Here is a 24515-nt window from a genome sequence, read left to right as displayed (position 1 = left end):
ATGCCCCTAAACCAGGACGGGTGCATCGACAAGGCGTGCGCCGGGAGGGGGAGGGCGGAGCCTCCGCCCTCCCGCCCGCCATCAGAAGCGCCCGGTCAGCTGCACCGCGATCGTGCGCGGCCGGTCGACGATGCCATTATAGGCGTTGCCAGCGCCGCGCGTGATCGTCGTCGCCAGCGGCATCGCGCTTCCGGTCTGCAGGATGCGCTGGTTGGTAAGGTTGCGCCCGATCAGCGCCACTTCCCAGCGATCGTCGACCTGCGCCAGCGCGAGCCGTGCACCGAGCTTCACATACCCATCCTGATGGGTGCGCGGATCGAGGTTCGCCGCGGCAATATAGGAGGAGGAGAAGTCGGCGTTGACGTTGAATGCGACCTTGATGTCGCTCGTCACCGGCGTCGTATAGTCGACGTTCAAATTGCCCGACCATTTGGGGCTGAGCGCGTTGCGCTTGCCCGAATAGTCGCAGAAGCCGTTCGGCCCCGGCGCCTGCAAATAGAAGCACTGACCGTCGGTGAAGTTGGTGAATTTGAAGTCGAGGTAGGCGACCGCGCCGCTGATCGTCAGCCCGTCGGCGATCGCGGCGCGAAAATCGGCCTCGACCCCCTGTGTCGTCGCGGCGGCGGCGTTGCGGACGTTGAAATTGAGCGTGCCGTCGAAGATGTTGACCTGCAGATCCTTGTATTTGGTGCGATAGAGCGACAGGTTGAAGGCGATATTGCGCCCCTTGTATTTCAGCCCCGCCTCGAAATTGTCGGCGCTCTCATCCTCGAACATGAAGGCACCAGGTTTCGCCACCGTCGTCGAAGTCGGCAGCGAGTTCGAACGAATGTCGAAGCCGCCCGCTTTCGTGCCGCGGGCAAAGGACGCATAGAGCATCAAATCATCGGTGGCGTCATACTGGACGTTGACCATCGGGTTGAAGCTGTCCTCGCTCAATTTGCCCGAGACGCTGTGCGCCTCGATATTGAGCGCGCGGAACACCGCGGTGACGACCGGCAACGGCGCGGTGCTGAGCGGCCCCTTGACGATGGCGAGCGTGCGGCGGCCGCTCTTCTTCTCATGGTTGAAGCGTGCGCCGGCGGTGATGCGAAGCTGGTCGGTCACCGATAGTTCGCCCTGCGCAAAGGCAGAGATCAGGTCCGATTTCTGCGCATAGTCGCGGTCGTTGCGCGTGTCGCCGAGCGCGCTGAACGGCGCGCCGAGCGCGAGGAAGGTCGGGTTGAACCGCGTGAAGTCCTGCACGTCGAGCTTCGCATGCTGGTAATAGACGCCGCCGATATAGTTGAACGTCTCGCCGCCGGGGGAGGCCAGGCGGAGTTCCTGCGAATATTGGCGATAATCCTCGCGCAGGTTCGTGCCGTCGAGGAAGCTGATCCCCGAAAAATCGACGTCGACGATCTCGCGCGTCTTGTAGTCGAGCAGCGAACTGATCGAGGTCAGCGTATGTTCGCCGATTTCGAGGTCGGCGTTCAGTGTCGCGCCGAACACCTTGTTGCGGCTTTCATAGCCATTGTCCTCGCGGACATAATCGGGGTTCGTGCTGACAAAAAACGGCCCCTGGAAGACGGTATTGTAGTTGCCGACCGCGCCGAACACGTCGCGCGGCTGTCCCTTCGCCTCGAAGTCGGCATATTCGAGCTTGAGTTCGGCGGCGAACGGCCCGCCCTTGTCGAACTCGATCTTGCCGCGGACATATTTCTCGTCAACGCTCGGCTCGTCGCGGTCCAGCTTCTGGTTATAGAAATAGCCGTCCATGGTCCGATAATAACCGACGACGCGCGCCTCGACGCCGTCGCTCAGCGGACCGGAGAGTACGCCGTTGAGCTGGAATTCCTTGTGGTTGAATTCATAGAGGCCGGTCACCGAGCCTTCGAATTCGTCGGTCGGGCTGCGCGTCGTGATGTTCACCGCGCCGGCGATCGCATTCTTGCCGAACAGGGTCGGCTGCGGCCCGCGCAGCACCTCGACGCGCTCCATGTCGATCAGCGGCAGGCGCGAGAGCTGGTCGCGGCCGTAATAGACGCCGTCGACGAACATCGCGACCGACTGTTCGAAGCCCTTGTTGTCGCCCGAGGCGATGCCGCGAATCGCGATGCGGTTGGCGATCGCGGTCTGGGTGATCTTCAGATTCGGGACCGATGACGAAATCTGTTCGAGGTTGGTCTGGCCATAGCTTTCGACCTGCTTTCCGCTGACCGCCGAGATCGAGATCGGCACGTCGGACAGGCCTTCGGCGCGCTTTTGCGCGGTAACGATGATTTCCTCGAGCCCGCCCTGATCCTCGGTGGATTCGGAGGCAGGCGCTGCGTCCTGAGCGAAAGCGATGCCAGGGCTGGCGAGTGCCGATGCGGTAAGCAGCGCGACAAAATAGCTCTTCATAGGGTCCTCCCACGCACCATCGTCTTGGCGACCACCGCCGCGATGTTTTTCTTGCCTTGCGACTCATAAGGGCTTTAAGTATCACTATGCAAGTCAGATAATTTGAGAGAGGATTGACCTTGCCGGGACACGGCCTTCCACCAGCGCTAACGCGCAATTTGCGCCTGCCCGCGATCGCGGCGCCGATGTTCCTCGTGTCGAGCCCCGAGATGGTGATCGCGGCCTCGCGCGCGGGCGTGATCGGCAGTTTCCCCGCGCCCAATGCGCGCACTTCCGCCGACCTTGAGGATTGGGTGAGCCGGATCGATGCGGCGCTGTCGAACGATCCCGAGGCGGCGGCGTGGGCGGTGAACCTGGTCGTCCATCCGTCGAACAGCCGGTTGCCCGACGATATCGCCTGCGTCGTGCGGCACAAGGTGCCGCTCGTCATCACCGCGCTGGGCAGCCCGGCGCGGGTGGTCGAGGAAATCCATTCCTATGGCGGGCTCGTCTTCGCTGACGTCAATTCGGTGGGCTTTGCGCGCAAGGCGGCGGCCGCGGGTGTCGACGGGCTGGTGCTCGTCGCCGCGGGCGCGGGCGGGCACACCGGCGCGACCGCCGGCTTCGCCTTCGTCGAGGAGGTTCGGCAATTCTGGGACGGACCGCTCGTGCTTGGCGGAGCGATCTCGACGGGGCATGCGGTCCGTGCCGCCGAAATATTGGGCGCCGATTTCGCCTATCTCGGCACCTCGCTGATCGCCTGTGCCGAGAGCATGGCGGTGCCGGGGTATAAGGATATGGTCGTCGCCGCCGGCGCCGAGGACATTATTCCTTCAAAGGGTATCACCGGTGTGACCGCCAACTGGCTGAAATCGAGCCTGATCGCCGCGGGTTATGACCCCGCGAACATGCCCGAGGACAAGCGTCCCAACTTCTCCGACGCGCAGGACGATGCCAAGGCGTGGAAGAATGTCTGGTCCGCCGGGCAAGGTGTCGGCGCGGTGCGCGGTGTCGAACCCGTCGCGACTATCGTCGATCGCCTCGTTTCCGAATATGATGCCGCCGCCGCAAGGCCGCGATTTGCCCCCGCCGAAGGAGTCATCGCATGACCGCCCAGCTTGTCGAGACGATCGCATCGACGATCCAGCCGAACGACCACCCTTATATGAAGGGCGCGTGGCGGCCGACCTATAATGAATGGAACGCGATCTTCGCCAATGGCGATGCCGAGGTGATCGGCAATATCCCGACCGACATCGACGGCGTTTACGTGCGCACCGGCGAAAACCAGATTCACGAGCCGATCGGCCGCTATCACCCCTTCGACGGCGACGGCTTCATCCATTCGATCTCGTTCAAGGACGGGCGCGCAAGCTATCGCAGCCGCTTCGTGCGCACCAAGGGGTTCGAGGCGGAGAAGGAAGCCGGCCGCTCGCTGTGGGCGGGGCTGATGGAGCCGCCGCACAAATCGACGCGCCACGGCTGGGGCGCGCAGGAGTGGCTCAAGGATTCATCGTCGACCGACGTCGCGATCCACGCGGGCCGGATCATCTCGACCTTCTACCAGTGCGGCGAAGCCTATCGGCTCGACCCCTTCACGCTCGAACAGTTCGGCACCGAAAGCTGGGTGCCGCTCGACGGCATTTCGGCGCATTGCAAGGTCGACCTCGCGACCGGGGAGCTGATGTTCTTCAACTATTCGAAGCACGCGCCCTTCATGCATTATGGCGTCGTCGGCGCGGACAACAGGCTCAAACATTATATCCCGATCCCGCTCGCCGGGCCGCGCCTGCCGCACGACATGGCGTTCACCAAGAATTACACGATCCTCAACGACATGCCGCTCTACTGGAACGAGGAACTGCTCGAGCGGAATCTGCACGTCGTCCAGTTCCACCCCGACGAAAAGACGCGCTTTGCGATCATCCCGCGGCACGGGCAGCCCGAGGATATTCGCTGGTTTACGGCCGAGCCGACCTACACCCTCCACTGGCTCAACGCATGGGAGGAAGGGGACGAGATCATCCTCGACGGCTATTATCAAGAAGAGCCGATGCCCAAATCCTATCCGAACGCGCCCGAGGGGCTCGAGCGGATGATGGCGTATCTCGACCAGGGGCTGCTCAAGCCGCGCCTCCACCGCTGGCGCTTCAATTTGAAGACCGGCGAGACAGTCGAGGAGCGGCTCGACGACCGCGACCTCGAATTCGGGATGTTCAACCACCGCTATGCGGGCAAGCCCTATCGCTACGCCTATAGCGCGATCCCCGAGCCGGGCTGGTTCCTGTTCCGCGGGCTGGTGAAGCACGACCTCAACGCCCGCACGAGCGAATCCTATGAATTCGGCCCCGGCCGCTTCGGCAGCGAGGCCCCCTTCGCGCCGCGGATCGATGCGAAGGACGAGGACGACGGCTATCTCGTCTCCTTCATCGCCGACCTTGAGACCGACACATCCGAATGCGTGCTGATCGACGCCAAGAATGTCGCGGCGGGGCCGGTGTGCCGGATCATCCTGCCCGAGCGCATCTGTTCGGGAACGCACACCGTCTGGGCGTCCGGCGACGATATCGGCATGGGCGACAACAGCGTGCTGGCCGCCTGACATGATCGCCGCGGGAGAGGATAAACGGCGACAGCATCGCGAAAGCGGCTGGTGGGGCGACAAGAGTTTCGCCGACCTGTTTTTCGCCAACGCGGTGGCGCATCCCGATCGGCTGGCGCTGGTCGATGCACCCAATCGCGGCGACTTTGCCTTCGGCGAACCGCAACGTCTGACCTATGCTGAACTCGAGGCCGAAATTGACCGGCTGGCTGGCGCTCTGGTCGTCGCAGGGATCGGCAAGGATGACGTGCTGCTCGTCCAATTGCCCAACATCAGCGAGTTCGTTGCGCTCTATTTCGCCGCCGCACAGATCGGCGCGATCGTCAGCCCGGCGGCGGTGCAGTATCGCAGCCACGAGCTGAAAGCCATGATCGGCGTCGTCGAACCCAAGGCGTTCGTCTGTGCGACGCAGGTCAAGGGCTGCGACCATGTCGGCGTCGCGGCACCGCTACTCGACGGCATCCGGCTGATGACTTTCGGCCCGAACCCGCCGGTGGATGCCCTCGACCTCTCGGTCGCCAGGGGAGACGAAGCGAGCCTCGCGGCGCATGTCGCGGCGAACCCGGTCGACGCCGACGACATCTTCACCATCTGCTGGACGTCGGGCACCACCGGCATCCCGAAGGGCGTGCCGCGCAGTCACAATCACTGGATCGCGGTCGCGGGGGCGGGCTATGAGGCGATGAGGGTCGGGCCGGGCGACGTGCTGCTCAACCCCTTCCCGCTGATCAATATGGCGAGCATCGGCGGCATCACCATGTGCTGGCTGACGAGCGCGGGGACGATGGTGCTCCATCATCCCTTCGACCCCGGCGTCTACCTCAAGCAGATCGCGACCGAGCGGCCGAGCCTGACGATCGCGCCGCCCGCGGTGCTCAACATGCTGCTGCAGAATGAGGCCTTGCTTGCGTCGGTCGACTTGTCGAGCCTGCGCGTCATCGCCTCGGGCTCGGCGCCGCTCGCGCCCGCGATGGTGCGCGGCTTTCAGGAAAAGCTCGGGATCATCATCGTCAACGTCTTCGGGTCGAACGAGGGGATGAGCTTCATCACCGGCGAGGGCGACATGCCCGATCCCGACAAGCGCGCGAGCCTGTTCCCGCGCCGCGGCCGATACGCCCCGCCCTATGGCGAGGGGCGGGCGTATAATATCGAGAGCCGGCTGGTGCCGCCAAATGGGGGCGATCCGATCGAGGAAGATGGCGTATCTGGCGAACTCCAGATCCGCGGCCCGACCTTGTTCGAGGGCTATCACAACGCCCCCGAACGCACCGCCGAAGCTTTCACCGGCGACGGCTGGTTCCGCACCGGCGACCTGTTCGAGATTGCCGAAGGCGGCGATTTCTATCGCTTCGTCGGGCGCTGCAAGGATCTCATCATCCGTGGCGGGGTCAACATCTCGCCCGAGGAAATCGACCAGTTGCTCGGCGGCCATCCTTTGCTCGCCGAAGCCTGCACCTTCTCGCTCCCCGACCCGGTGATGGGCGAGCGCATCGGCCTCGCCTATGTTCCGCGTGGGCCGGGCGATGTCGGGATCGGCGAGGTCGCCGACTATCTCCGCGAAAAGGATCTCGCGGTCTTCAAGCTGCCCGAGCGACTGTTCCGCTTCGACGCGCTGCCGCGCAACGTCACCAACAAGGTGATGCGTAGCGACGTGCGCGAAATGGCGCTCGCCACTCTCGAAAAGGAGGCCTGACATGGCCAAGGACGTCTTCATCCTGGGCGGCGCCCAGACCGACTTTGCGCGCAACCTCGAACGCGAAGGCGGCGGATTGTTCGAGCTGTTCCGCGAGGTCGCCGAGGCCGCCTTCGTCGCGACGGGCATCGAGCCGAAAGAGGTCGAAACCGCGCATGTCGGCAATTTCGTCGGCGAGCTGTTCGCGGGGCAAGGCCAGCTCGGCGGCTTCTTCGGCCATGTCCATCCCGATCTGGCGGGCGTTCCGGCGTCGCGGCATGAGGCCGCCTGCGCGTCGGGCAGCATCGCGATCCTCGCCGCCGCGGCGGAGATCGAGGCCGAGCGCTACGGCCTCGCGCTCGTGCTCGGCATCGAGCTGATGCGCAACGTCCCCGGCCAGCGCGCCGCCGAATATCTTGGTGCCGCGGCCTGGGCAGGGCGTGAAGCGCAGGAGGCGCGCTACGTCTGGCCGTATATGTTCGCGCGCGTCGCCGAGGAATATGACGAACGCTTCGGGCTCGACCACGCCCATCTGCGTGGCATTTCGGCGAATAATTTCGCCAATGCGAAGAAGAACCCGAACTCGCAGACGCGCGGCTGGGCGGTCACTGACGATCATCTCGGCGAGAATGACGAGGTCAATCCGCTAATCGAGGGAAGCCTGCGCAAATCCGACTGCGGCCAGGTCACCGACGGCGCCGCGGCGATCTTCCTCGCCTCGCGCGCGGTTGCCGAAGCCTATGCGAAGCGGCGGGGCATTTCTGTCGACGCGATCCCGCGCATCAAGGGCTGGGGCCATTCGACCGCGCCTTTGCTTTACTCGACCAAGGTCGCGGGAAGCCGCGGTGCGCCCTATGTCTTCCCGAGCGTGCGCAAGGCGATGATGGATGCGCTGCGCCGCGCCGAAATGCCCGACGTCTATGCGTGCGACGGGGTCGAGGTGCACGACTGTTTCTCGATCACCGAATATATGGCGATCGACCATTTCGGCATCACGCCGCCGGGCGAAAGCTGGCGCGCGGTCGAGGATGGGACGATTGGGCTCGGCGGGAAGCTGCCGGTCAATCCGTCGGGCGGGCTGATTGGCCTTGGCCATCCGGTCGGTGCAACGGGGGTTCGGATGCTGCTCGACAGCTGGCGCCAGGTCACCGGCAACGCCGGCGATTATCAGGTCGAGGGTGCGCGCAATTTCGCGACCTTCAACGTCGGCGGCAGCGCAACGACCGCGGTCAGCTTCGTCGTCGGCGTCTGATTCTTGACCAACGTCTATCTCTATGACGCGGTGCGGACACCGCGCGGCAAGGCGCGGCCCGATGGCGGTCTCGCCGCGCTGACCCCGCAGGAACTCGTGCGCCAGCAGGCGGCGGCGCTCGCGGCGCGCTGCGGCAATGTCGCGGCCAATCCCGATGCGCTGCTCCTCGGCTGCGTCACGCAAAGCGGCGCGCAGGGCGGGCATATCGCGCTGGTGTCAAAGCTCCATGCGGGCCTGCCCGACACGACGGCGGCGCACAGCATCAACAATTATTGCGCATCGGGGCTGTCGGCGATCGGTCAAGCGGTCGCAAAGGTCGCGAGCGGCGAAGCCACGTGCATCCTCGCGGGCGGGATCGAATTGATGAGCCGGAGCCCGTTTCTGGGCGACCGCGCGGCCTATTATGACGACGATAGCCTGCCGGCCCGCGCGCGCTTTGTCCCGCCGGTGCTCGCCGCCGACCGGCTCGCGAACGCCGAAGGCATCACCCGCGCCGAGCTCGACGCGGTTGCTCTCGCCTCGCAGCAAAAGGCCGCGGCAGCGGATGCCGACCCGCGCTTGCAGCATTCGCGCATCGCGACCGGCGCGCTGACCGGCGAGGAATGCATCCGGCCGCAGACGACGGCCGAATCGCTCGCCGCCGCGCCGCCTGCCTTCGGCGACTTGCAGCCGCAATATGCCGGCGCGCTCGACGGCGCGACCTTCGAGCCGCTCCACAGCATCGCCCACGCCCCGCCGATCTGCGACGGCGCGGGCCTCGCGCTCGTTGGCGCCGAAGGGCTCGGCCCCGCCCCGCGCGCGCGCGCGATCGCCTTTGCCGAAAGCGGCGGCGATCCGGCCGCCTCGCTGACCGCTGGCTTCGCCGCGATGGACAAGGTGCTCGCGCGCGCCGGCCTTGGTCTCGCGGATCTCGACCGGATCGAATTCATGGAGGCCTTTGCCGTCACCATCGCCAAATTCCTCCGCGACCGCGACGCCGATCCGTCGTGCGTCAATGTCGGCGGCGGGCACTTGGCGAAGGGTCATCCGATGGGCGCCAGCGGCGCGATTCTGACGTCGACGCTGCTCGACGCCCTTGATGCCTGCAACGGGCGTTATGGAATGGTCGTCTTGACTGGGGCTATGGGCGTGGGGGCCGCCATGATCGTGCAACGGCTCGGTGGCGCCCAATTGCGTCAGTGAGGCTGTCGGAAGTGCAGGGCATATCAATGGCCTCCGCGAAGGAAACTATGGCAAAAAAATCCTAATCGAAGTGCTTCTGCCGATTGTAGTCGATTGATATCGATTGATACCGTCACTCCCACTCGATCGTGCCCGGCGGTTTCGACGTATAGTCATACACCACGCGGTTGATGCCCTGTACCTCGTTGATGATGCGCGTCGCGCAGCGACTGAGGAAGCTTGCGTCGAATGGATAGATGTCGGCCGTCATGCCGTCGGTCGAGGTTACGGCGCGCAGCGCGCAGACATGATCGTAGGTGCGGCCGTCGCCCATCACGCCGACGGTCTTGACGGGCAGCAGCACCGCGAACGCCTGCCAGATCGCATCATAGAGCCCCGCGTTGCGGATTTCCTCGAGATAGACCGCGTCGGCCTTGCGCAATATGTCGCAGCGTTCCTTCGATACTTCGCCAGGGATGCGGATCGCGAGGCCGGGGCCGGGGAAGGGGTGGCGGCCGACGAAAATGTCGGGGAGGCCAAGCTCCTTGCCGAGCAGGCGGACCTCGTCCTTGAACAGTTCGCGCAAGGGTTCGACGAGCTTCATGTTCATGCGGTCGGGAAGGCCGCCGACATTGTGGTGGCTCTTGATCGTCACGCTCGGACCGCCGGTGAACGAGACGCTTTCGATGACGTCGGGATAGAGCGTGCCCTGCGCGAGGAAGTCGGCGCCGCCGATCTTCTTCGCCTCTTCCTCGAACACGTTGATGAACTCGCCGCCGATGAACTTGCGCTTCTTCTCGGGATCGGTGACGCCCGCAAGGCCGCTCATGAAGCGTTCCTCGGCGTCGACGACGACGAGGGGGATGTTGTAATGGTCACGGAACAGGCGCTCAACCTGTTCGCGCTCGTTCATGCGGAGCAAGCCGTGGTCGACGAAGACGCAAGTCAGCTGCTCGCCGATCGCTTCGTGGATCAGCACCGCGGCGACCGCGCTGTCGACGCCGCCCGACAGGCCGCACAGCACGCGCTGATCGCCGACCTGCGCGCGGATTTCGGCAATTTTCGTGGCGCGGAATTCGGCCATCGTCCATTCGCCGCTGCAGCCGCAGACGTGGCGGACGAAATTGGCGATCAGTTTGGCGCCGTCGGGGGTGTGGACGACTTCGGGGTGGAACTGCGTGCCGTAATAGCGGCGCTCGTCGTCGGCGATCAGCGCGAAGGGGGCGCCGTCGCTGATCGCGACGATGCGGAAGCCGGGCGCGAATTTGGTCACGCGGTCGCCGTGGCTCATCCACACCTGATGGCGCTCGCCGACCTCCCACAGGCCGTCGAACAGCACGCAGGGTTCGGTAACGGTCAGGAAGGCGCGGCCGAATTCGCCGTCGCGTTCGCCGTCGGCGCCGCCGGGTTCGACCTGTCCGCCGAGCTGCTGGCTCATCACCTGCTGGCCGTAACAAATGCCGAGGATCGGCAGGCCGCTGTCGAAGATCAATTGCGGCGCGCGCGGGCTGCCCTTCGCGGGGACCGAGGCGGGCGAGCCTGAGAGGATCACGCCCTTCGGCTTCATCCGTTCGAGCGCGGCCTCGGCGGCGCTGAACGGGACGATCTCGCTATACACGCCGGCTTCGCGGACGCGGCGGGCGATGAGCTGGGTCACCTGACTGCCGAAATCGACGATCAGGATGGATTCGGGCGGTGCGGAGGAGTCTGGAGTCGGCATGGGTGGCCGATAAGGGCGAAGGCCCATGCTGTCCAGCGGTCGATATGGACGGCCTATCGAACAGGCATGGGCATCGACACATTGTTGCGACAATTGCGCGACATAAATGAACCGCGAACAAAGCGCGGCGTCATCGAGGGTTAAGCGCTCTCGTGCGAAGAAAAAAACGAAGACAGAAAAGAAACAAAGGCTCTCCCCCAATGAATAACATCCGCCTGACCATTTCCGCACGCGCCGCCCTGCTCGCCGCAGGCGCCTCGTTCGCGCTGCCCGCGGTGGCCCAGGCGCCGATCGGCCCGCCGGCCGCCACCGCGGTTGCCGAACAGCCGGCCGAGGCCGCGCCCGCCGCGCCCGAAACGGTCGAGGATGCCTATGACGACTACAGCGAGGACGAGATCGTCGTCACCGCGCCGCGCCTCGCGGGCCAGCTCGACACCGACATCAAGGCCGAGGCCGAACTCGATGAGGCGGCGATCGCGAGCTATGGTGTGTCGAACGTCTCCGAACTGCTCGACGCGCTCGCGCCGCAGACGCGCTCGGGCCGCGGGCGCGGCGGCGGGCGGCCGATCATCCTCGTCAACGGCCGCCGCATCGGCGGTTTCGGCGAAGTGCGCAACCTGCCCCCCGAAGCGATCGCGAAGGTCGAGGTGTTCCCCGAGGAAGTTGCGCTGCAATATGGCTATTCGGCCGACGAGCGCGTCGTCAATATGGTGCTCAAGCCCAATTTCCGCCAGATTGCGGTCGAGGGCGAAGGCGGCATCCCGACGCAGGGCGGCCGTTTCCAGAGCGAGATCCAGCCGAGCTTCCTCGCGATCGGCGAAAACGGACGCCTCAACGTCAACGCCGGCTGGGAACATAAATCGATGCTGCTCGAAAGTGAGCGGGATCTCGATTATGACGACCCGGCGCAGGCCGCCGAGGCACCCGCGCGCAGCCTGCTCGGTGCCTCGGACGAATATTCGATCGACGCGACGATCCAGCGCAGCCTGAACAAGACGACCGACGCGTCGATCAACGTGCGTTTCGACCAGACCGATACCCTGTCGCTGCTCGGCCCCGGCGTCGGCGGCGTCGGCGACCCGCTCGAACGCGACGGCCGCAGCCGCAACCTCACCACCACCGCCAGCGTCAACGGCATGCTCGGCGACTGGCGCTGGTCGCTGTCGAGCAATTATGCCGATGCCGATCAGCTGACCTTCACCGACCGCATCAGCGGAACGCGCGACCGGTTCGAAAGCAGCCAGCAGACGTTCGGCGGCAACGCCAATCTGTCGGGTACGGTGACCGACGGCTGGGCCGGCCCGATCCGCCTGTCGATGACGGGCAGCTATTCGGGGCTGCGCTTCGACAGCCGGTCGGACAATGCCAATGGCATCACGACGACCGATCTCGCGCGCGACCTGCCGGGCGTGTTCGGCTCGCTGACCGTGCCGCTGCTCGACCCTGAATATGAGGTCGGCAATATCGGCCGCGTCTCGCTGACTTTGAGCGGACAGGTCCAGAACCCGAGCGATTTCGAGGCGCTCAAGAGCTGGGGCGCGAACGTCAACTGGGGCGTGACCGACAATCTCTCGCTGATCGCAAGCTTTAATCAGGACGAGGCGGCGCCCGGCATCCAGCAGCTCGGCGCCGCGCCGCTGGTGACGCCCGCGGTCACCTATTACGACTTTGCGACCGGCCAGACGGTGCAGATCACGACGACGACGGGCGGCAACCCGTTCCTGCTCGCCGAACAGCGCCGCGATTTGAAGTTCGGGCTCAACTGGTCGCCGCCGATGCTCGAGGGGCTGAATGTCTCGGTCAATTACAACAGCAACAAAAGCTATGACACCGCGAACAGCTTTCCGTTGCTGACCCCCGAGATCGAAGCGGCCTTCCCCGATCGCGTGACGCGCGACGCGAACGGCGTTTTGCTCGCGCTCGACCAGCGGCCGGTCAATTTCGACCGGGTCGAAAATTCGCAGATCCGCTGGGGCCTCAATTTCGGCAAGAGTTTCGGCCAGCAGGAACAGCGCGGCCGCGGCGCGGGTGGTCCCGGTGGCGCACGTCCCGAAGGCGCGGGCACGCGCGAAGGCGGCGGACCGGGCGCCGGTGAGGGGCGTCGGCGTGGCGGCGGCGGCCCGCGCATGGGTGGTCGCGGCGGCCGCGGCGGTCCCGGCGGCATGTTCGGCGGGCCGCAGGGCGGGCGCTGGCAGGTCTCGCTTTACCACACGATCAAGCTGACCGACAAAGTGCTGATCCGCCCGGGCGTGCCCGAACTCGATCTTTTGAACGGGTCGGCGACGGGCAGCGGCGGCGGCAGCAACCGCCATCTGTTCGAACTCGACGGCGGTTTGTTTAACAAGGGCATGGGCGTGCGGCTCAGCGCCAAATATGACAGCGGCAGCACGGTGACGGGCGGCACCGCGGGCGACCTGAAATTCGGCGACCTCGCGACCTTCAACCTGCGCTTCTTCGTGGATCTGGGTCAGAAGCCGAAGCTCACCGAGAAGCTGCCGTTCCTGAAAGGATCGCGCCTGCGTCTTGCGGTCGACAATATCTTCGATGCGCAGCGCAAGATCACCGACGCGAACGGCCGCGTGCCGCTCAACTACCAGCCGGGCTATATCGACGCCTTGGGCCGCTATATCGAGCTGGAGTGGCGCAAGACTTTCTAGACAGCGACCCGCGCACCGGCGATGGCTTCGCGCGGCTCCGATGGAACAAAGGTCAGCGCCTTTGCGAACTGCGCGGTGCAGCTCGCCCAGCTGTACCGCGCGCCGAGCGCTTCGGCGTCGGCGCGGTCGCACGCGAGCGCCGTGTCGATCGCCCGGCCGAGGTCTTCATCGAGCGCGCCCGCGCCGCCCGTCACGATGTCGCCCGGGCCCGGCACCGGATAGGCGGCGACCGGCGTTCCGCAGCTCATCGCCTCGATGATGACGAGCCCGAAGGTGTCGGTGCGGCTGGGAAAGACGAAGACGTCGGCGCCCGAATAGGCCGAGGCCAGTGCCTCGCCGCCGAGCTTGCCGAGGAACAGGGCTTTGGCGTGCTGCGCCTTCAACTCGGCGAGCGCCGGGCCTTCGCCGACGATGACTTTCGTGCCCGGCCGGTCGGTCGTGAGGAAGGCGCCGATATTCTTCTCGACCGCGACGCGCCCGACATACAGTTGGATCGGCCGCGCCAGCCCGGCATAGGCCGGGTGCGGCGCGCGATCGGGGCGGAACAGCTCGTGGTCGACCCCGCGCTCCCACATCATCGTCTGCGTGAGGCCCTGCTCGGACAGCTCGCGGGCAAGACTGCGCGTGGCGACCATGATGTGCCTTGCCGGGCGGTGGAACCAGCGGATGAAGCGCCACACGAACGCCGGCGAAACCGGCAACCGCGCCGCGACATATTCGGGAAAGCGCGTGTGATAGGCGGTGGTGAAGGGGAATTTGTTGCGGATGCACCAGCGCCGCGCGGCGAGGCCCAGCGGGCCTTCAGTCGAGATATGGATCGCCTGCGGTCCAAAGGCGCGGATGTGCCGCCCCACCTTGCGCCAGCCGGCAAAGGCGAGCCGGATTTCGGGATAGGAGGGGCAGGGGAAGGAGCGGAACAGGTCGGGCGAAATGACCCCGACCTCATGCCCGGCGGCGCGCAGTTCGCCGACCGTCGCCTGCAATGTGCGGACGACGCCGTTGACTTGCGGCTCCCACGCGTCGGTGACGATCAGGATTCTCATGCAGCGCGCGCCGGGGCGGGCAGTTTCAGCGGCGTCGGCGCGGTGCGGCTCGCGACCTCTTCGGCCCAATGGAGGATTTCCATCGTGCCGTCGTGATGTTCGACGAGCGCGGTACAGCCTTCGACCCAGTCGCCGTCGTTATAATATTCGGTGCCCTCGATCTCGCGCATCTCGGCGCTGTGGATATGCCCGCACACGACGCCATCGACCCCGCGCGAGCGCGCGGCGTGCGCGACGACTTCCTCATAGCGGCCGATGAACTGGACGGCGTTCTTGACCTTGTGCTTGGCGACCATCGACAGCGACCAATAGGGCAGGCCGAACGCGCTGCGGATGCGGTTCACGACCACATTGCACTTCATCAGCGCGGTGTAGGCGGCGTCGCCGACGAAGGCGAGCCAGCGGTGCGCGAGCATCACCGCGTCGAACTCGTCGCCATGTACGACGAGCAGTTTCCGCCCGTCGGCGGTTTCGTGGATCGCCTCGCGGCGGATCTCGACCCCGCCGAAATCGAAGCCGTCGAACGGCTTGCACATTTCGTCATGGTTGCCGGGGACATAGACGACGCGGGTGCCGCGCTTGGCGCGCTTGAGCACGCGCCACACGACGTCATTATGCTCGGGCGGCCAGAAATGGCGTTTCTTGAGCCGCCAGCCGTCGATGATGTCGCCGACGAGGTACAGCGTCTCGCAATCGACATGGTCGAAGAAATCGATCAGCATCGCGGCGTTGCACCCGCGCGTGCCGAGGTGGATGTCGCTGACCCACACGGTGCGATAACTCCGCCGCTCGCCGATCACGCGTTCGGGAATATGCGGGTCGCTGGTGAACGGGTCGGGAAAACGCGCGGGGATGGGCAGGGTCGAAATCGTGGCCATGTCACACTCCGTAAGCAGCCTCGGGCTGCCCACGGCCTAGACAGGAGTTTTGTTACACCCTGCGACTCAAAGTCGCGACAATATGGCGACGGTTTGGCGTCACTTCGATGACGTTGCCTATTTGACACATATCGGGTTAACCATGATCCAATCAGGTTCGCCGGATCACCAGGTTCCTGATTTCGCTCATATCCTCGATTGCGAAGCGTACGCCCTCGCGGCCCAGCCCGCTGTCTTTCACCCCGCCATAGGGCATATTGTCGACGCGGTACGAGGACACGTCATTGACGACGATGCCGCCGACGTCGAGATGATCCCACGCGTCGAGCACTTTATGGATGTCGCGCGTGAACAGCCCGGCCTGCAGCCCGAATTTGCTGTCGTTGACCTCGGCGAGCGCGGCTTCCCAGTCGGTGAATTTCGACAGAATGACGACGGGACCAAAGGCTTCCTCGCGCACGACGTCGGTATCGGTCGGCACATTTTCGAGCAGCGCAGCCTCGAGCATATTGCCTTCGCACCCGCCGCCCGCGAGCAGCGTCGCGCCCGCGGCGACCGCATCGTCGATCCAGCCCTTCAACCGCTGCGCTTCCTTGACCGAAATCATCGGGCCGATGAAGGTGTCGCGCAGCTTCGGGTCGCCCGATTTCAGCGTCCTGACCTTCGCGGTCAGCATGTCGCGGAATCTGTCGTAAATATCCTCGTGGATGATCACGCGCTGCACATGGATGCAGCTTTGCCCCGACTGGTAATAGCCGCCGAAGATGATCCGCGCGAGCGCATGGTCGAGATCGGCGTCCTTGTCGACGACGACCGCGGCATTGCCGCCGAGTTCGAGCACGACCTTCTTCTTCCCCGCCTTGGCCTTCAAATCCCAGCCAACGCCGGGCGAGCCGGTGAAGGACAGAAGCTTCAGCCGTTCGTCGGTGGTGAACAGGTCGGCGCCGGCGCGCGTCGCGGGGAGGATGCTGAACGCGCCCTCGGGCAAGATGTCGCATTCGGCGAGCACCTCGCCCATGATGATCGCGCCCAAGGGCGTGAGCGACGCGGGCTTCATCACGAACGGGCAGCCGATCGCGATCGCCGGCGCGATCTTGTGCGCGGCGAGATTGAGCGGGAAGTTGAACGGCGAGATGAAGCTGCACGGCCCGATCGGCACGCGCTTCCACATCCCCATATAGCCCTTGGCGCGCGCCGAAATGTCGAGCGGCTGGACCTCGCCATAATTGCGCGTCGCTTCCTCGGCGGCGATGCGGAAAGTATCGATCAGGCGCGTGACCTCGCCCTCGCTGTCGGCGATCGGCTTGCCCGCCTCGACGCACAGCGCATAAGCGAGTTCGTCGAACCGCTCCTGGAACCGCCCGACGCAATGCGTGAGCACATCGCGCTTCTCGAAACTCGCGAGCCGCGCCATCGGCTCGGCTGCGCGGACGGCGCCCGCGATCGCCTCATCGATCACATCGGGGGTTGCCAGCGCGGTGCGGAACGCGACCTCGCCGGTGAACTTGTCGATCACCTCAAGGTCGGTGTTCGGCTGCACCGCCTTGTTGTTGAGATAGAGCGGATAGACGTCCTTGAGTTTCATCGGGTCTCTCCCCCCTCCCGCTTGCGGGAGGGGTCGGGGGTGGGCCAGCAACGGCGCGGACTGCCCACCCCGCTGCGACTAGCGAGCAAGCTCGCAAGTCTCGCTGCCCCTCCCGCAAGCGGGAGGGGATCGCTAATTACAATTCCTTCGACAACCTTTTGATGTCGTTGTTCAAAATCTGGTCATTCTCCGAATAGTCAACCGGACAATCGATCAGATGCACACCCGGCGTGCTCAGCGTATGCGCGAGCAATTCCTTCAGATGCGCCGCGCTCTCGACGCGGTGACCGTGCGCACCATAAGCCTCGGCATATTTGACGAAATCGGGGTTGCCATAGGTCAGCCCCCAATCCTTGAAGCCCATGTTCGCCTGTTTCCACCGGATCATGCCATAGCTGTTGTCGTTGAGGATCAGCACGGTGATGTTGAGCCCAAGCCGCACCGCGGTCTCCATCTCCTGGCTATTCATCATGAAACCGCCGTCGCCGCAGATCGCCATGACCTTGCGCCCCGGATAGACCATCGCCGACATCATCGCCGACGGCAGCCCCGCGCCCATCGTCGCGAGCGCATTGTCGAGCAGCACGGTGTTCGGCTTGCACGCGGTATAGCCGCGCGCGAACCAGATCTTGTACACGCCATTGTCGAGGCAGATGATCCCGTCGTCGGGCATCGCGTCGCGGATCGACTGCACCAGATGCGGCGGAAAGATCGGAAAGCGCTCGTCCTTCGCCAGCGGCGCGGTGTGCTCGACCTCGGCCTGGCGATAGGCGAGCAGATGATCGAATTTCCACCCGCCGTTGGGGACGATGTCCTCCTTTATCTGCCACACGGCATTGGCGATATCGCCGATCACCTCGATGTTCGGGAAATAGACCGGATCGACCTCGGCGGTCTTGCTCGACACATGGATGACGGTCGGGCCGCCGCGCTGCATGAAGAAGGGCGGCTTCTCGATCACGTCGTGGCCGAGGTTGACGATGCAATCCGACGCTTCGACCGCGCGGTGGACAAAATCGCCCGATGACAGCGCCGCGCAGCCCAAAAATTTCGGATGCCGCTCGTCGATCACGCCCTTGCCGAGCTGCGTCGTCAGGAACGGGATGCCGGTCTTTTCGATGAATTGCAGCAGCATGCGGCCGGTCATTGTGCGGTTGGCGCCGGCGCCGATGACGAGCACCGGCGACTTCGCATTTTCGAGTGCCTTCACCGCCTCGCGGATCGATTTCACATCGGCGTTCGGGCGCCGCGAGTGGCTGCGCTTCAGCGGCAGGCTGTCGGTATGTTCGTCGGCAATATCCTCGGGCAGTTCGATATGCACCGCGCCGGGCTTTTCCTCCTCGGCGAGGCGGAAGGCTTCGCGCACGCGGCTCGGGATATTGTCCGACGACGCCATCTGGTGCGTATATTTGGTGATCGGCCCCATCATCGCGACGACGTCGAGGATCTGGAAGCGGCCCTGTTTCGATTTCTTGATCGGTTTCTGGCCCGTGATCATCATCATCGGCATGCCGCCGAGCTGCGCATAGGCGGCCGCGGTGACGAAGTTGGTCGCGCCGGGCCCCAATGTCGCAAGGCACACGCCGGTCTTGCCCGTGTGGCGCCCGTATGTCGCGGCCATGAAGCCCGCGCCCTGTTCGTGCCGCGTCAGGATCAGCTTGATCTTCTTCGAGCGCGACAGGCTGTCGAGAAAGTCGAGATTCTCTTCGCCCGGGACGCCGAAAATATATTCGACGCCTTCTTCCTCCAGACACTCGATGAACAGGTCGGATGCTTTTTTCATGTGTCAGTCGCCCCCTCAGCCACGCACCAAGACGATGCGGCCCCAAGTCATGCCGGCGACCCCTCAGCACATATGTTGATACAGTGGCTCTCGTCGTCAGGCCGCGAGTCCCTGCTGCACCGGGAAGAGGTTGTAACGAGGGCAAAAGCCGTTGTCACCCTGCGCGCGGCCAGCGCGTTCGGGCGGTGTCCGGTCAGCGCCGATCGACCCATATGTCGCGGTCGAGGCGCGCCGAAGCCGCCGAACCGGCGGGGATTTCGGCACTGCGGCCGGTGGAAAGAAAGGGCAGGAGCAGAAAGGCGGCGGCGGTCGCGGCGTCGTCGCCGCCATCCTTCTCGCCGCGCGCCTCCAGCGTACCGCTGACGCGGAGCGGGCCACCGGGCAATTCGGCGTAGAGCAGTTGCACGTCGAGCTTGCCCGACCGGCCGAACGCACCGCGCTTTTCGGCGCGCGTCAGCTGAGCGACGACGACGGTATCGGCGGGTATCGCGATCACCCCGTCGACGATCACGGGCACCGCGACTTTCAGGTAGAGAAGGTCGCCCTTTTCATTCTTCTTGGTCGAAACGGCATCGCGCGTGACAAGCTCGATCAAGGTGCCCGACGGCACGTGGAGGCGTGAAGCCGATGCGGCAGGGGCTGCTACGGGTTCTTCGCCGGCGGCCGGATATGCAAGGACCAGTCCGATCGCGGCAAGAAAGGCGCGATGTTGTTTCACCGTGCGGCCGGCTTCGGGCGTGGAATTTCGGTGTCCTGTTCGACAAAGCCGGTCATCAGCTCGCCGGCCTTGATCTTCGCATTATTGCCTCGGGCGAGCAGGCCGAGCGGCCCCAGCGCGATGACGCCCAGCGCGGTCTCGGCGCCGCCGCCCGCTCCCTTGGCGGTATTGTTGCCGCTGATCGGCACCCGGTATCCCTCGACGTCGACATAAAGCAGCCGCGCCTCCAGCGACCCCGATTTACCCGCACTGCCGCTCTTCTTCGCGGCGAGCACTTCGCCCCACGCCGTCGTGCCGACGGGCAGCGCGAGGGCGCCGTCGATGAGCACCGGCTTGTCGACGCGCAACCTGAACCGATGTCCTTGCGTGTGGGTCTTCGTCGTCACCTCCGACACCACCATGAAGTGAATCGGCGTATCGCGTTTCAGAACCAGCGGCGCGATGGCGGGCTGGGCGGCGATCGCCGGGGCCGGTTCTGCTGCATTGCTTGTTTCGACGGCGGCGGCGGACTGCGCCGATGCCGCAAGTAAAACGGCCACCGCCGCGCCGAATATCAATGCCATTATCTGCCCCCCCTGCAACCCCGCGTCAGATAGGCCATGAATAGGCGAAGTTGCCAAGCCAGAATCTTGTTGACCCGGTTGAAAAGGAGAGAGAATTGTTGCGGGTTAACCAGGGGGGAGCAGACGATGAAATATGCAAAGATTCTGGCGGTGGTGAGCATCGCCGCAATGGCGGTTTCGACACCCGCAATCGCGAAGAAAAAGGATGTCGCCTATGTGATGGTCAACGAGGAAATGGGTGTGCCCGTTTTCCCTTATGACATCACCGACAAGCCGTACAAGATCATCGGCGTGGTGACTGCGGGGGTCCGCAAGGCGACGATTTTCAGCAAGGAAGCATCGCAGCAGAAAATCTACAACGAGATTTGGGAACGCGGCGAAAAGCTGGGCGCCGATGCCGTGATCGGCGCCAAATATGGCGACAGCCGGATCACGGCGATGAGCTGGGGCAGCACCAAGGCCGGCGGCGTCGCGATCAAGTTCCTGACCGCGGAAGAGATTGCCGCCGGGGCAAAGGGCGACACGCTCGAAGGGTTCGATCCCGAGGCGTGGACCGGCAAGAAGAAATAGGGGGCTTTCGGCACAGGCCGGATGGCCTCACGAAGCAGGGAAGGGGAGCGGTGTTGCCGTTCCCCTTTTTTCGTTCGATCGACGGCCGGATAACCTCGCGACTATTCGCCGTCCCAATAGCCCGGCGTCGCGGCATCGCGGGCGACCAGCAGGTCGAAGCCCGTGCCGCCCGCAATCACCCTGGTCTTGCCGCTGTCGGGATATTCGATGACGTCGAGCTCGGGGCGGGTGCTTATCGCCAGATAGCGCAGCGGCTGCGTTCCGTCGTTGACGATCTGGTGCGCGCTGTCGGCCCCGCCAGCAGGGCAGGCCAGCATGTCCCCCGGCCCGACCGGGACGGAATCATTCCCCTGCCGGAACGATCCGGTGCCTTCCAGGATCACGAAAAGCTCTTCGGTCGCATGATGGTTGTGAAGGGGGAAGGCGCGTTTCCCGGGCGGCACAACGAAGATGTTACAACCGAGCCGCTCCATTCCGAGCAGCGCGCCCGCCATGGCGACGTCGACGGCATAGCGTTCGGCCGCGGGGCCGGTCGCGCGGATCGGTTCGGGAAGCGGCGCGCAAGCCTGGGTGAAGATGTTGAGCGATTGTGGGGGCATGATTTTCTCCTGATGGCTCGCCCTAGGCGGCCACAGGCGGCAACGATATTGCATAAATTGCCATATCTGCCATTCACATATGAATGATAAGAGATGTGGATTGGTCGCTTTACCGAAGCTTCCTAGCGGTGATGGAGGCGGGGTCGCTGTCCGCCGCCGGACGGCGGTTGCGGATCAGCCAGCCGACGATGGGCCGTCATATCAAAACGCTCGAAGCGGCGCTGGGCAAAAGCCTTTTTCTCCGCACGCCCGACGGGCTGTCCCCGACCGACGCCGCGCTCGCGCTGATGCCGCATGCGCGGGCGCTGGCCGATGCCGCCGGGGCGCTGACCCGTGCGGCGTCGGGTGGCCGCGATGCCATGGAAGGAAGCATCCGGATCGCCGCCAGCGAAGTGACCGCGGCCGAGATTCTGCCGCCGATCATACGCGACATGATGGACCGGTGGCCGGGGCTCGTGGTCGAGCTGGCGGTGTCGAACAGCGACGAAGATGTGATGCGGCGGGCGGCCGATATTGCGGTGCGCATGGCGCCCCCGCGACAGGACGCGCTGGTCGCGGCGCGGATCGGCGCCTTCGAGCTCGGCCTCTATGCCCACCCCGCCTATTTGCGCAGCCGGCCGGCGGTGGAGCGGACCGAGGATCTGCGAGAGCACCGGCTGATCGGGTTCGACCGCCCGTTCGCCTACACCGATATTTTTCGCGTGGCGGGGAAGCGCATCGCGCGCGACGACTTCGCGCTGCGGTCCGATAGCGACATGGCGCAGCTCGCGGCGATCCGGGCGGGGTGCGGTATCGGCGTGTGCCACGCGCCGCTGTCGGGTGGACTGGTGCGTCTGCTTCCCGCCGATTTCGCGCCCGAGGTCGAGATGTGGTTGCTCATGCACCCCGATCTGCGTTCGTTAAGCCGCTTCGACCGTGTCTTTGCCTATCTGGTCGATGCCTTGACGCGTCATATCGCCGGCCCCGGCGAGGTGACGGCTCCCGCGCGCTAGTCGATGTCGAACAGCCCCGCGAGCTGCTCGACCATCGTGCCGCCCAATTGCTCGGCGTCCATGATCGTCACCGCGCGGCTGTAATAGCGCGTCACGTCGTGGCCGATGCCGATCGCGCACAGCTCGACCGGCGAACGGTTTTCGATCCAGTCGATCACCTGGCGCAGATGCTGGTCGAGATAGGCGCCGTGGTTCACCGACAGCGTGCTGTCGTCGACCGGCGCGCCGTCCGAAATCACCATCAATATCTTGCGTTCTTCGGGACGGCCGATGATGCGGCTGTGCGCCCACGTCAGCGCCTCTCCGTCGATATTCTCTTTGAGCAGCCCTTCGCGCATCATCAGCCCGAGCGACTTGCGCGCGCGGCGATAGGGTTCGTCGGCGGGCTTGTAGATGATGTGACGGAGGTCGTTGAGGCGGCCGGGATGCGCGGGGCGCCCCGCGGCGAGCCAGTCCTCGCGGCTCTGCCCGCCCTTCCACGTCCGCGTCGTGAAGCCGAGGATTTCGGTCTTCACGCCGCAGCGTTCGAGCGTGCGCGCGAGAATGTCGGCGCTGATCGCGGCGATGCTGATCGGCCGCCCGCGCATCGATCCCGAATTGTCGATCAGCAAGGTGACGACGGTGTCGCGGAAATCGGTATCGCGCTCGATCTTGTATGACAGCGACTGGCCCGGCGAGACGATGACGCGCGCGAGCCGCGCGGCGTCGAGCTGGCCTTCCTCCTGATCGAAATCCCACGCGCGGTTCTGCTGCGCCATCAACCGGCGCTGCAGCCGGTTGGCGAGCTTGGTCACCGCGCCTTGCAGATGCTGCATTTGCGTGTCGAGATAGGCGCGCAGCCGCGTCAGCTCGTCGGCGTCGCACAGCTCGGTCGCGGCGATGATCTCGTCGTGCTTTTCGGTGAAGCGCAGATAGTTGAAATCGGGAATGTCGCTCGGCAGGCGGTTGGGGCGCACGGGCAGCATGCCCTCGTCGCCTTCGCCGCCCATTTCGGGCTCGCCGTCGGCCTCCATTTCCTGCGCGTCGGGGTCGCTGTCGCCGTCGTCGGCCTGATCGCCCGCCATTTCGGCGCGCGCGTCGACCTGGCTTTCACCGGCGCCGCCGTCTTCGCTTTCCTGCTCTTCCTGGCTTTCCTCGGCTTCGCTCTCGTCCTGCTCGCCGCCGTCCTCGCTGCCTTCCTCCAGCGGCTCGTCGCCCTGGATCAGGTCGAGATGGCGCAGCGCGAGCTTCGCGGTTTCGGCAAAGGCGGCTTGGTCGTCGAGGAGCATCGACAGCGCGGTGAGGTCACCGCCCGCCTCGTTAGTGATCCATTCGCGCACCAGCGACAGGCCGGTCTCGGTCCCCTGCGGCGCCTGCTCGCCGGTCAGCGCCTCGCGCAGCATCAATTCGAGCGCGCTCGACATCGGCACGTCCTCGCGGCCCTGCGCGCGGCTGATCGGATCGCTGCGCATCCGCATCGCGAGGCTGGCGGCAAGGTTGCCGCGCATGCCGTTCATATGGCGCGCGCCCAATGCTTCGACCCGCGCGCGCTCCATCGCGTCGAACGCGGCGGCGGCGACCGGATCGGCGGGGCGCGCCGCAGCGTGCAGTTTCTCGCTGTGATGCTTCATGCGCAAAGCATAGGAGTCGGCAAAGCCGCGCGCCTCGGCGACCTGATCGGCGGGCAGCGTGCGCGACGGCGTCGGCACCTTGATCGCCTTGCCGATCTGCGCGGGCGCGTCGGCGGTAAAGCCGACCTCGACCTCGGCATCGCGGGTGACCGCGCGCGCGACGCTCGACAGGGCGGCCTTGAAATCGTCGAGGGGAGATTGGGCAGTCATCGTGCGGGGCGGTCTTCTAAAGCCCTCCCCCTTGATGGGGGAGGGTTGGGTGGGGGTGACGTCTCGTCCAAAGCCTTTGTCAGAAGGGTAGCGACACCGTCAATATTGGCGAGCACATCATTGTTCCAGAAACGAACCACGCGATAGCCGTCATTTTCGATGATCGCCGTGCGCGGGCCATCAATTTTTTCATTGTGCTGGCCACCGTCGATTTCGATTACGAGCCGGGCACGGTGGCTGGCAAAGTCGGCGATATATTGGCGGATAGGGACTTGGCGGCGGAAGCGCCAATCCGGAAAGGCCGTGCGCAGCAGCGTCCAGATTTTGCGTTCGGCGTCCGTCATGTCCGTCCGCAATCGCCTTGCCCGCTGGGTGGAGCCATCCGGTGGCGTTCTTTTCATGGCGCAACCACACCCCTACCGCTGCGACTAGCCAGCAAGCTGGCAAGTCTCGCTGCCTCCCCCATCAAGGGGGAGGGTTTGCTTTGCTACCCAGCTTTTGGCTTGGTGGGAATATAGCTAAGCTCGCTTGACGCAAAC

Annotated in this window: 19 protein-coding genes; 8 read left to right on the top strand and 11 right to left on the bottom strand. The window is 65.0% G+C overall.

Annotated elements, in window-relative coordinates:
* Positions 1 to 81 precede the first annotated feature (81 nt).
* Entirely contained in the window at positions 82 to 2382 is a 2301-nt protein-coding gene (locus tag ATE70_RS03875; protein ID WP_058536636.1) for a TonB-dependent receptor, read from the bottom strand.
* A 119-nt stretch (positions 2383 to 2501) separates the two neighbouring features.
* Here ATE70_RS03875 and ATE70_RS03870 point away from each other — a divergent pair, with 119 nt between their 5' ends.
* Genes ATE70_RS03870 through ATE70_RS03850 form a run of 5 tightly spaced genes read left to right on the top strand, consistent with a single transcriptional unit; the run spans position 2502 to position 9069 of the window.
* Entirely contained in the window at positions 2502 to 3470 is a 969-nt protein-coding gene (locus ATE70_RS03870; RefSeq protein ID WP_082639932.1) for an NAD(P)H-dependent flavin oxidoreductase, read from the top strand.
* Positions 3467 to 4963 (top strand): carotenoid oxygenase family protein, encoded by a 1497-nt coding sequence (locus tag ATE70_RS03865; protein WP_058536635.1) that lies wholly within the window; start codon positions 3467 to 3469, stop codon positions 4961 to 4963. The genes ATE70_RS03870 and ATE70_RS03865 overlap by 4 nt, the downstream gene beginning before the upstream one ends.
* Before the next feature lies 1 nt (position 4964).
* Positions 4965 to 6656 (top strand): class I adenylate-forming enzyme family protein, encoded by a 1692-nt coding sequence (locus ATE70_RS03860; RefSeq protein WP_058536634.1) that lies wholly within the window; start codon positions 4965 to 4967, stop codon positions 6654 to 6656.
* A 1-nt stretch (position 6657) separates the two neighbouring features.
* On the top strand, positions 6658 to 7887 hold the full coding sequence (locus ATE70_RS03855) for an acetyl-CoA acetyltransferase (RefSeq protein WP_058536633.1): 1230 nt from the start codon (positions 6658 to 6660) through the stop codon (positions 7885 to 7887).
* A gap of 3 nt (positions 7888 to 7890) precedes the next feature.
* Entirely contained in the window at positions 7891 to 9069 is a 1179-nt protein-coding gene (locus tag ATE70_RS03850; RefSeq protein ID WP_058536632.1) for an acetyl-CoA C-acyltransferase, read from the top strand.
* Positions 9070 to 9181: 112 nt separating this feature from the next.
* Here ATE70_RS03850 and guaA read toward each other — a convergent pair whose 3' ends face one another.
* Positions 9182 to 10768, bottom strand: a complete 1587-nt coding sequence (gene guaA, locus ATE70_RS03845; protein WP_058536631.1) for a glutamine-hydrolyzing GMP synthase — start codon at positions 10766 to 10768, stop codon at positions 9182 to 9184.
* A 200-nt stretch (positions 10769 to 10968) separates the two neighbouring features.
* Between guaA and ATE70_RS03840 the strand changes: the two genes are divergently transcribed.
* On the top strand, positions 10969 to 13425 hold the full coding sequence (locus tag ATE70_RS03840) for a TonB-dependent receptor plug domain-containing protein (protein ID WP_058536630.1): 2457 nt from the start codon (positions 10969 to 10971) through the stop codon (positions 13423 to 13425).
* Here ATE70_RS03840 and ATE70_RS03835 read toward each other — a convergent pair.
* The 6 genes from ATE70_RS03835 to ATE70_RS03810 form a co-directional block, all read right to left on the bottom strand.
* Positions 13422 to 14468 carry a glycosyltransferase family 4 protein gene (locus ATE70_RS03835; RefSeq protein WP_058536629.1) on the bottom strand — a complete coding sequence of 349 codons (1047 nt, stop codon included), beginning with the start codon at positions 14466 to 14468 and terminating at the stop codon, positions 13422 to 13424. The genes ATE70_RS03840 and ATE70_RS03835 overlap by 4 nt on opposite strands.
* Positions 14465 to 15346 carry a UDP-2,3-diacylglucosamine diphosphatase gene (locus ATE70_RS03830; RefSeq protein WP_056370961.1) on the bottom strand — a complete coding sequence of 294 codons (882 nt, stop codon included), beginning with the start codon at positions 15344 to 15346 and terminating at the stop codon, positions 14465 to 14467. Before ATE70_RS03830 ends, ATE70_RS03835 begins: the two co-directional genes overlap by 4 nt.
* 151 nt (positions 15347 to 15497) lie before the next feature.
* Positions 15498 to 16931 (bottom strand): aldehyde dehydrogenase family protein, encoded by a 1434-nt coding sequence (locus ATE70_RS03825; protein ID WP_058536628.1) that lies wholly within the window; start codon positions 16929 to 16931, stop codon positions 15498 to 15500.
* Positions 16932 to 17067: 136 nt separating this feature from the next.
* Positions 17068 to 18714 (bottom strand): acetolactate synthase large subunit, encoded by a 1647-nt coding sequence (locus ATE70_RS03820; protein WP_058536627.1) that lies wholly within the window; start codon positions 18712 to 18714, stop codon positions 17068 to 17070.
* A gap of 193 nt (positions 18715 to 18907) precedes the next feature.
* Positions 18908 to 19432 carry a hypothetical protein gene (locus tag ATE70_RS03815; protein ID WP_058536626.1) on the bottom strand — a complete coding sequence of 175 codons (525 nt, stop codon included), beginning with the start codon at positions 19430 to 19432 and terminating at the stop codon, positions 18908 to 18910.
* On the bottom strand, positions 19429 to 19989 hold the full coding sequence (locus tag ATE70_RS03810; RefSeq protein ID WP_058799875.1) for a hypothetical protein: 561 nt from the start codon (positions 19987 to 19989) through the stop codon (positions 19429 to 19431). Before ATE70_RS03810 ends, ATE70_RS03815 begins: the two co-directional genes overlap by 4 nt.
* Positions 19990 to 20121: 132 nt before the next feature.
* Between ATE70_RS03810 and ATE70_RS03805 the strand changes: the two genes are divergently transcribed.
* Entirely contained in the window at positions 20122 to 20565 is a 444-nt protein-coding gene (locus ATE70_RS03805) for a hypothetical protein (protein WP_231732734.1), read from the top strand.
* 101 nt (positions 20566 to 20666) lie between these two features.
* On the opposite strand, the gene ATE70_RS03800 is transcribed toward ATE70_RS03805, so the two are convergent.
* Entirely contained in the window at positions 20667 to 21164 is a 498-nt protein-coding gene (locus tag ATE70_RS03800) for a cupin domain-containing protein (protein ID WP_058536624.1), read from the bottom strand.
* Positions 21165 to 21247: 83 nt separating this feature from the next.
* Between ATE70_RS03800 and ATE70_RS03795 the strand changes: the two genes are divergently transcribed.
* The gene (locus ATE70_RS03795) at positions 21248 to 22156 is read left to right on the top strand and encodes a LysR family transcriptional regulator (RefSeq protein ID WP_058536623.1); all 909 of its coding nucleotides are present in this window, start codon (positions 21248 to 21250) and stop codon (positions 22154 to 22156) included.
* Here ATE70_RS03795 and cobT read toward each other — a convergent pair.
* Positions 22153 to 23976: a cobaltochelatase subunit CobT gene (cobT, locus tag ATE70_RS03790; protein ID WP_058536622.1), complete on the bottom strand. Its 1824-nt coding sequence runs from the start codon at positions 23974 to 23976 to the stop codon at positions 22153 to 22155. The two genes, ATE70_RS03795 and cobT, sit on opposite strands and share 4 nt — an antisense overlap.
* The gene (locus ATE70_RS03785) at positions 23973 to 24377 is read right to left on the bottom strand and encodes an endonuclease domain-containing protein (RefSeq protein WP_058536621.1); all 405 of its coding nucleotides are present in this window, start codon (positions 24375 to 24377) and stop codon (positions 23973 to 23975) included. Before ATE70_RS03785 ends, cobT begins: the two co-directional genes overlap by 4 nt.
* Between the last annotated feature and the right edge of the window lie 138 nt (positions 24378 to 24515).

Source organism: Sphingopyxis sp. H053, from assembly GCF_001468225.1.
GTDB lineage: Bacteria > Pseudomonadota > Alphaproteobacteria > Sphingomonadales > Sphingomonadaceae > Sphingopyxis.
The sequence above is the reverse complement of the archived record's forward strand: the minus strand, read 5'-3'. Positions and strand labels throughout refer to the sequence as shown.

Excerpts from the sequence above, each read along its gene's own strand:
- ATE70_RS03875 (WP_058536636.1), bottom strand. The coding sequence starts at position 2,382 with ATGAAGAGCTATTTTGTCGCGCTGCTTACCGCATCGGCACTCGCCAGC.
- ATE70_RS03865 (WP_058536635.1), top strand. The coding sequence starts at position 3,467 with ATGACCGCCCAGCTTGTCGAGACGATCGCATCGACGATCCAGCCGAAC.
- ATE70_RS03860 (WP_058536634.1), top strand. The coding sequence starts at position 4,965 with ATGATCGCCGCGGGAGAGGATAAACGGCGACAGCATCGCGAAAGCGGC.
- ATE70_RS03855 (WP_058536633.1), top strand. The coding sequence starts at position 6,658 with ATGGCCAAGGACGTCTTCATCCTGGGCGGCGCCCAGACCGACTTTGCG.
- guaA (WP_058536631.1), bottom strand. The coding sequence starts at position 10,768 with ATGCCGACTCCAGACTCCTCCGCACCGCCCGAATCCATCCTGATCGTC.
- ATE70_RS03840 (WP_058536630.1), top strand. The coding sequence starts at position 10,969 with ATGAATAACATCCGCCTGACCATTTCCGCACGCGCCGCCCTGCTCGCC.
- ATE70_RS03835 (WP_058536629.1), bottom strand. The coding sequence starts at position 14,468 with ATGAGAATCCTGATCGTCACCGACGCGTGGGAGCCGCAAGTCAACGGC.
- ATE70_RS03830 (WP_056370961.1), bottom strand. The coding sequence starts at position 15,346 with ATGGCCACGATTTCGACCCTGCCCATCCCCGCGCGTTTTCCCGACCCG.
- ATE70_RS03825 (WP_058536628.1), bottom strand. The coding sequence starts at position 16,931 with ATGAAACTCAAGGACGTCTATCCGCTCTATCTCAACAACAAGGCGGTG.
- ATE70_RS03820 (WP_058536627.1), bottom strand. The coding sequence starts at position 18,714 with ATGAAAAAAGCATCCGACCTGTTCATCGAGTGTCTGGAGGAAGAAGGC.
- ATE70_RS03805 (WP_231732734.1), top strand. The coding sequence starts at position 20,122 with ATGAAATATGCAAAGATTCTGGCGGTGGTGAGCATCGCCGCAATGGCG.
- ATE70_RS03800 (WP_058536624.1), bottom strand. The coding sequence starts at position 21,164 with ATGCCCCCACAATCGCTCAACATCTTCACCCAGGCTTGCGCGCCGCTT.
- ATE70_RS03795 (WP_058536623.1), top strand. The coding sequence starts at position 21,248 with ATGATAAGAGATGTGGATTGGTCGCTTTACCGAAGCTTCCTAGCGGTG.
- cobT (WP_058536622.1), bottom strand. The coding sequence starts at position 23,976 with ATGACTGCCCAATCTCCCCTCGACGATTTCAAGGCCGCCCTGTCGAGC.
- ATE70_RS03785 (WP_058536621.1), bottom strand. The coding sequence starts at position 24,377 with ATGAAAAGAACGCCACCGGATGGCTCCACCCAGCGGGCAAGGCGATTG.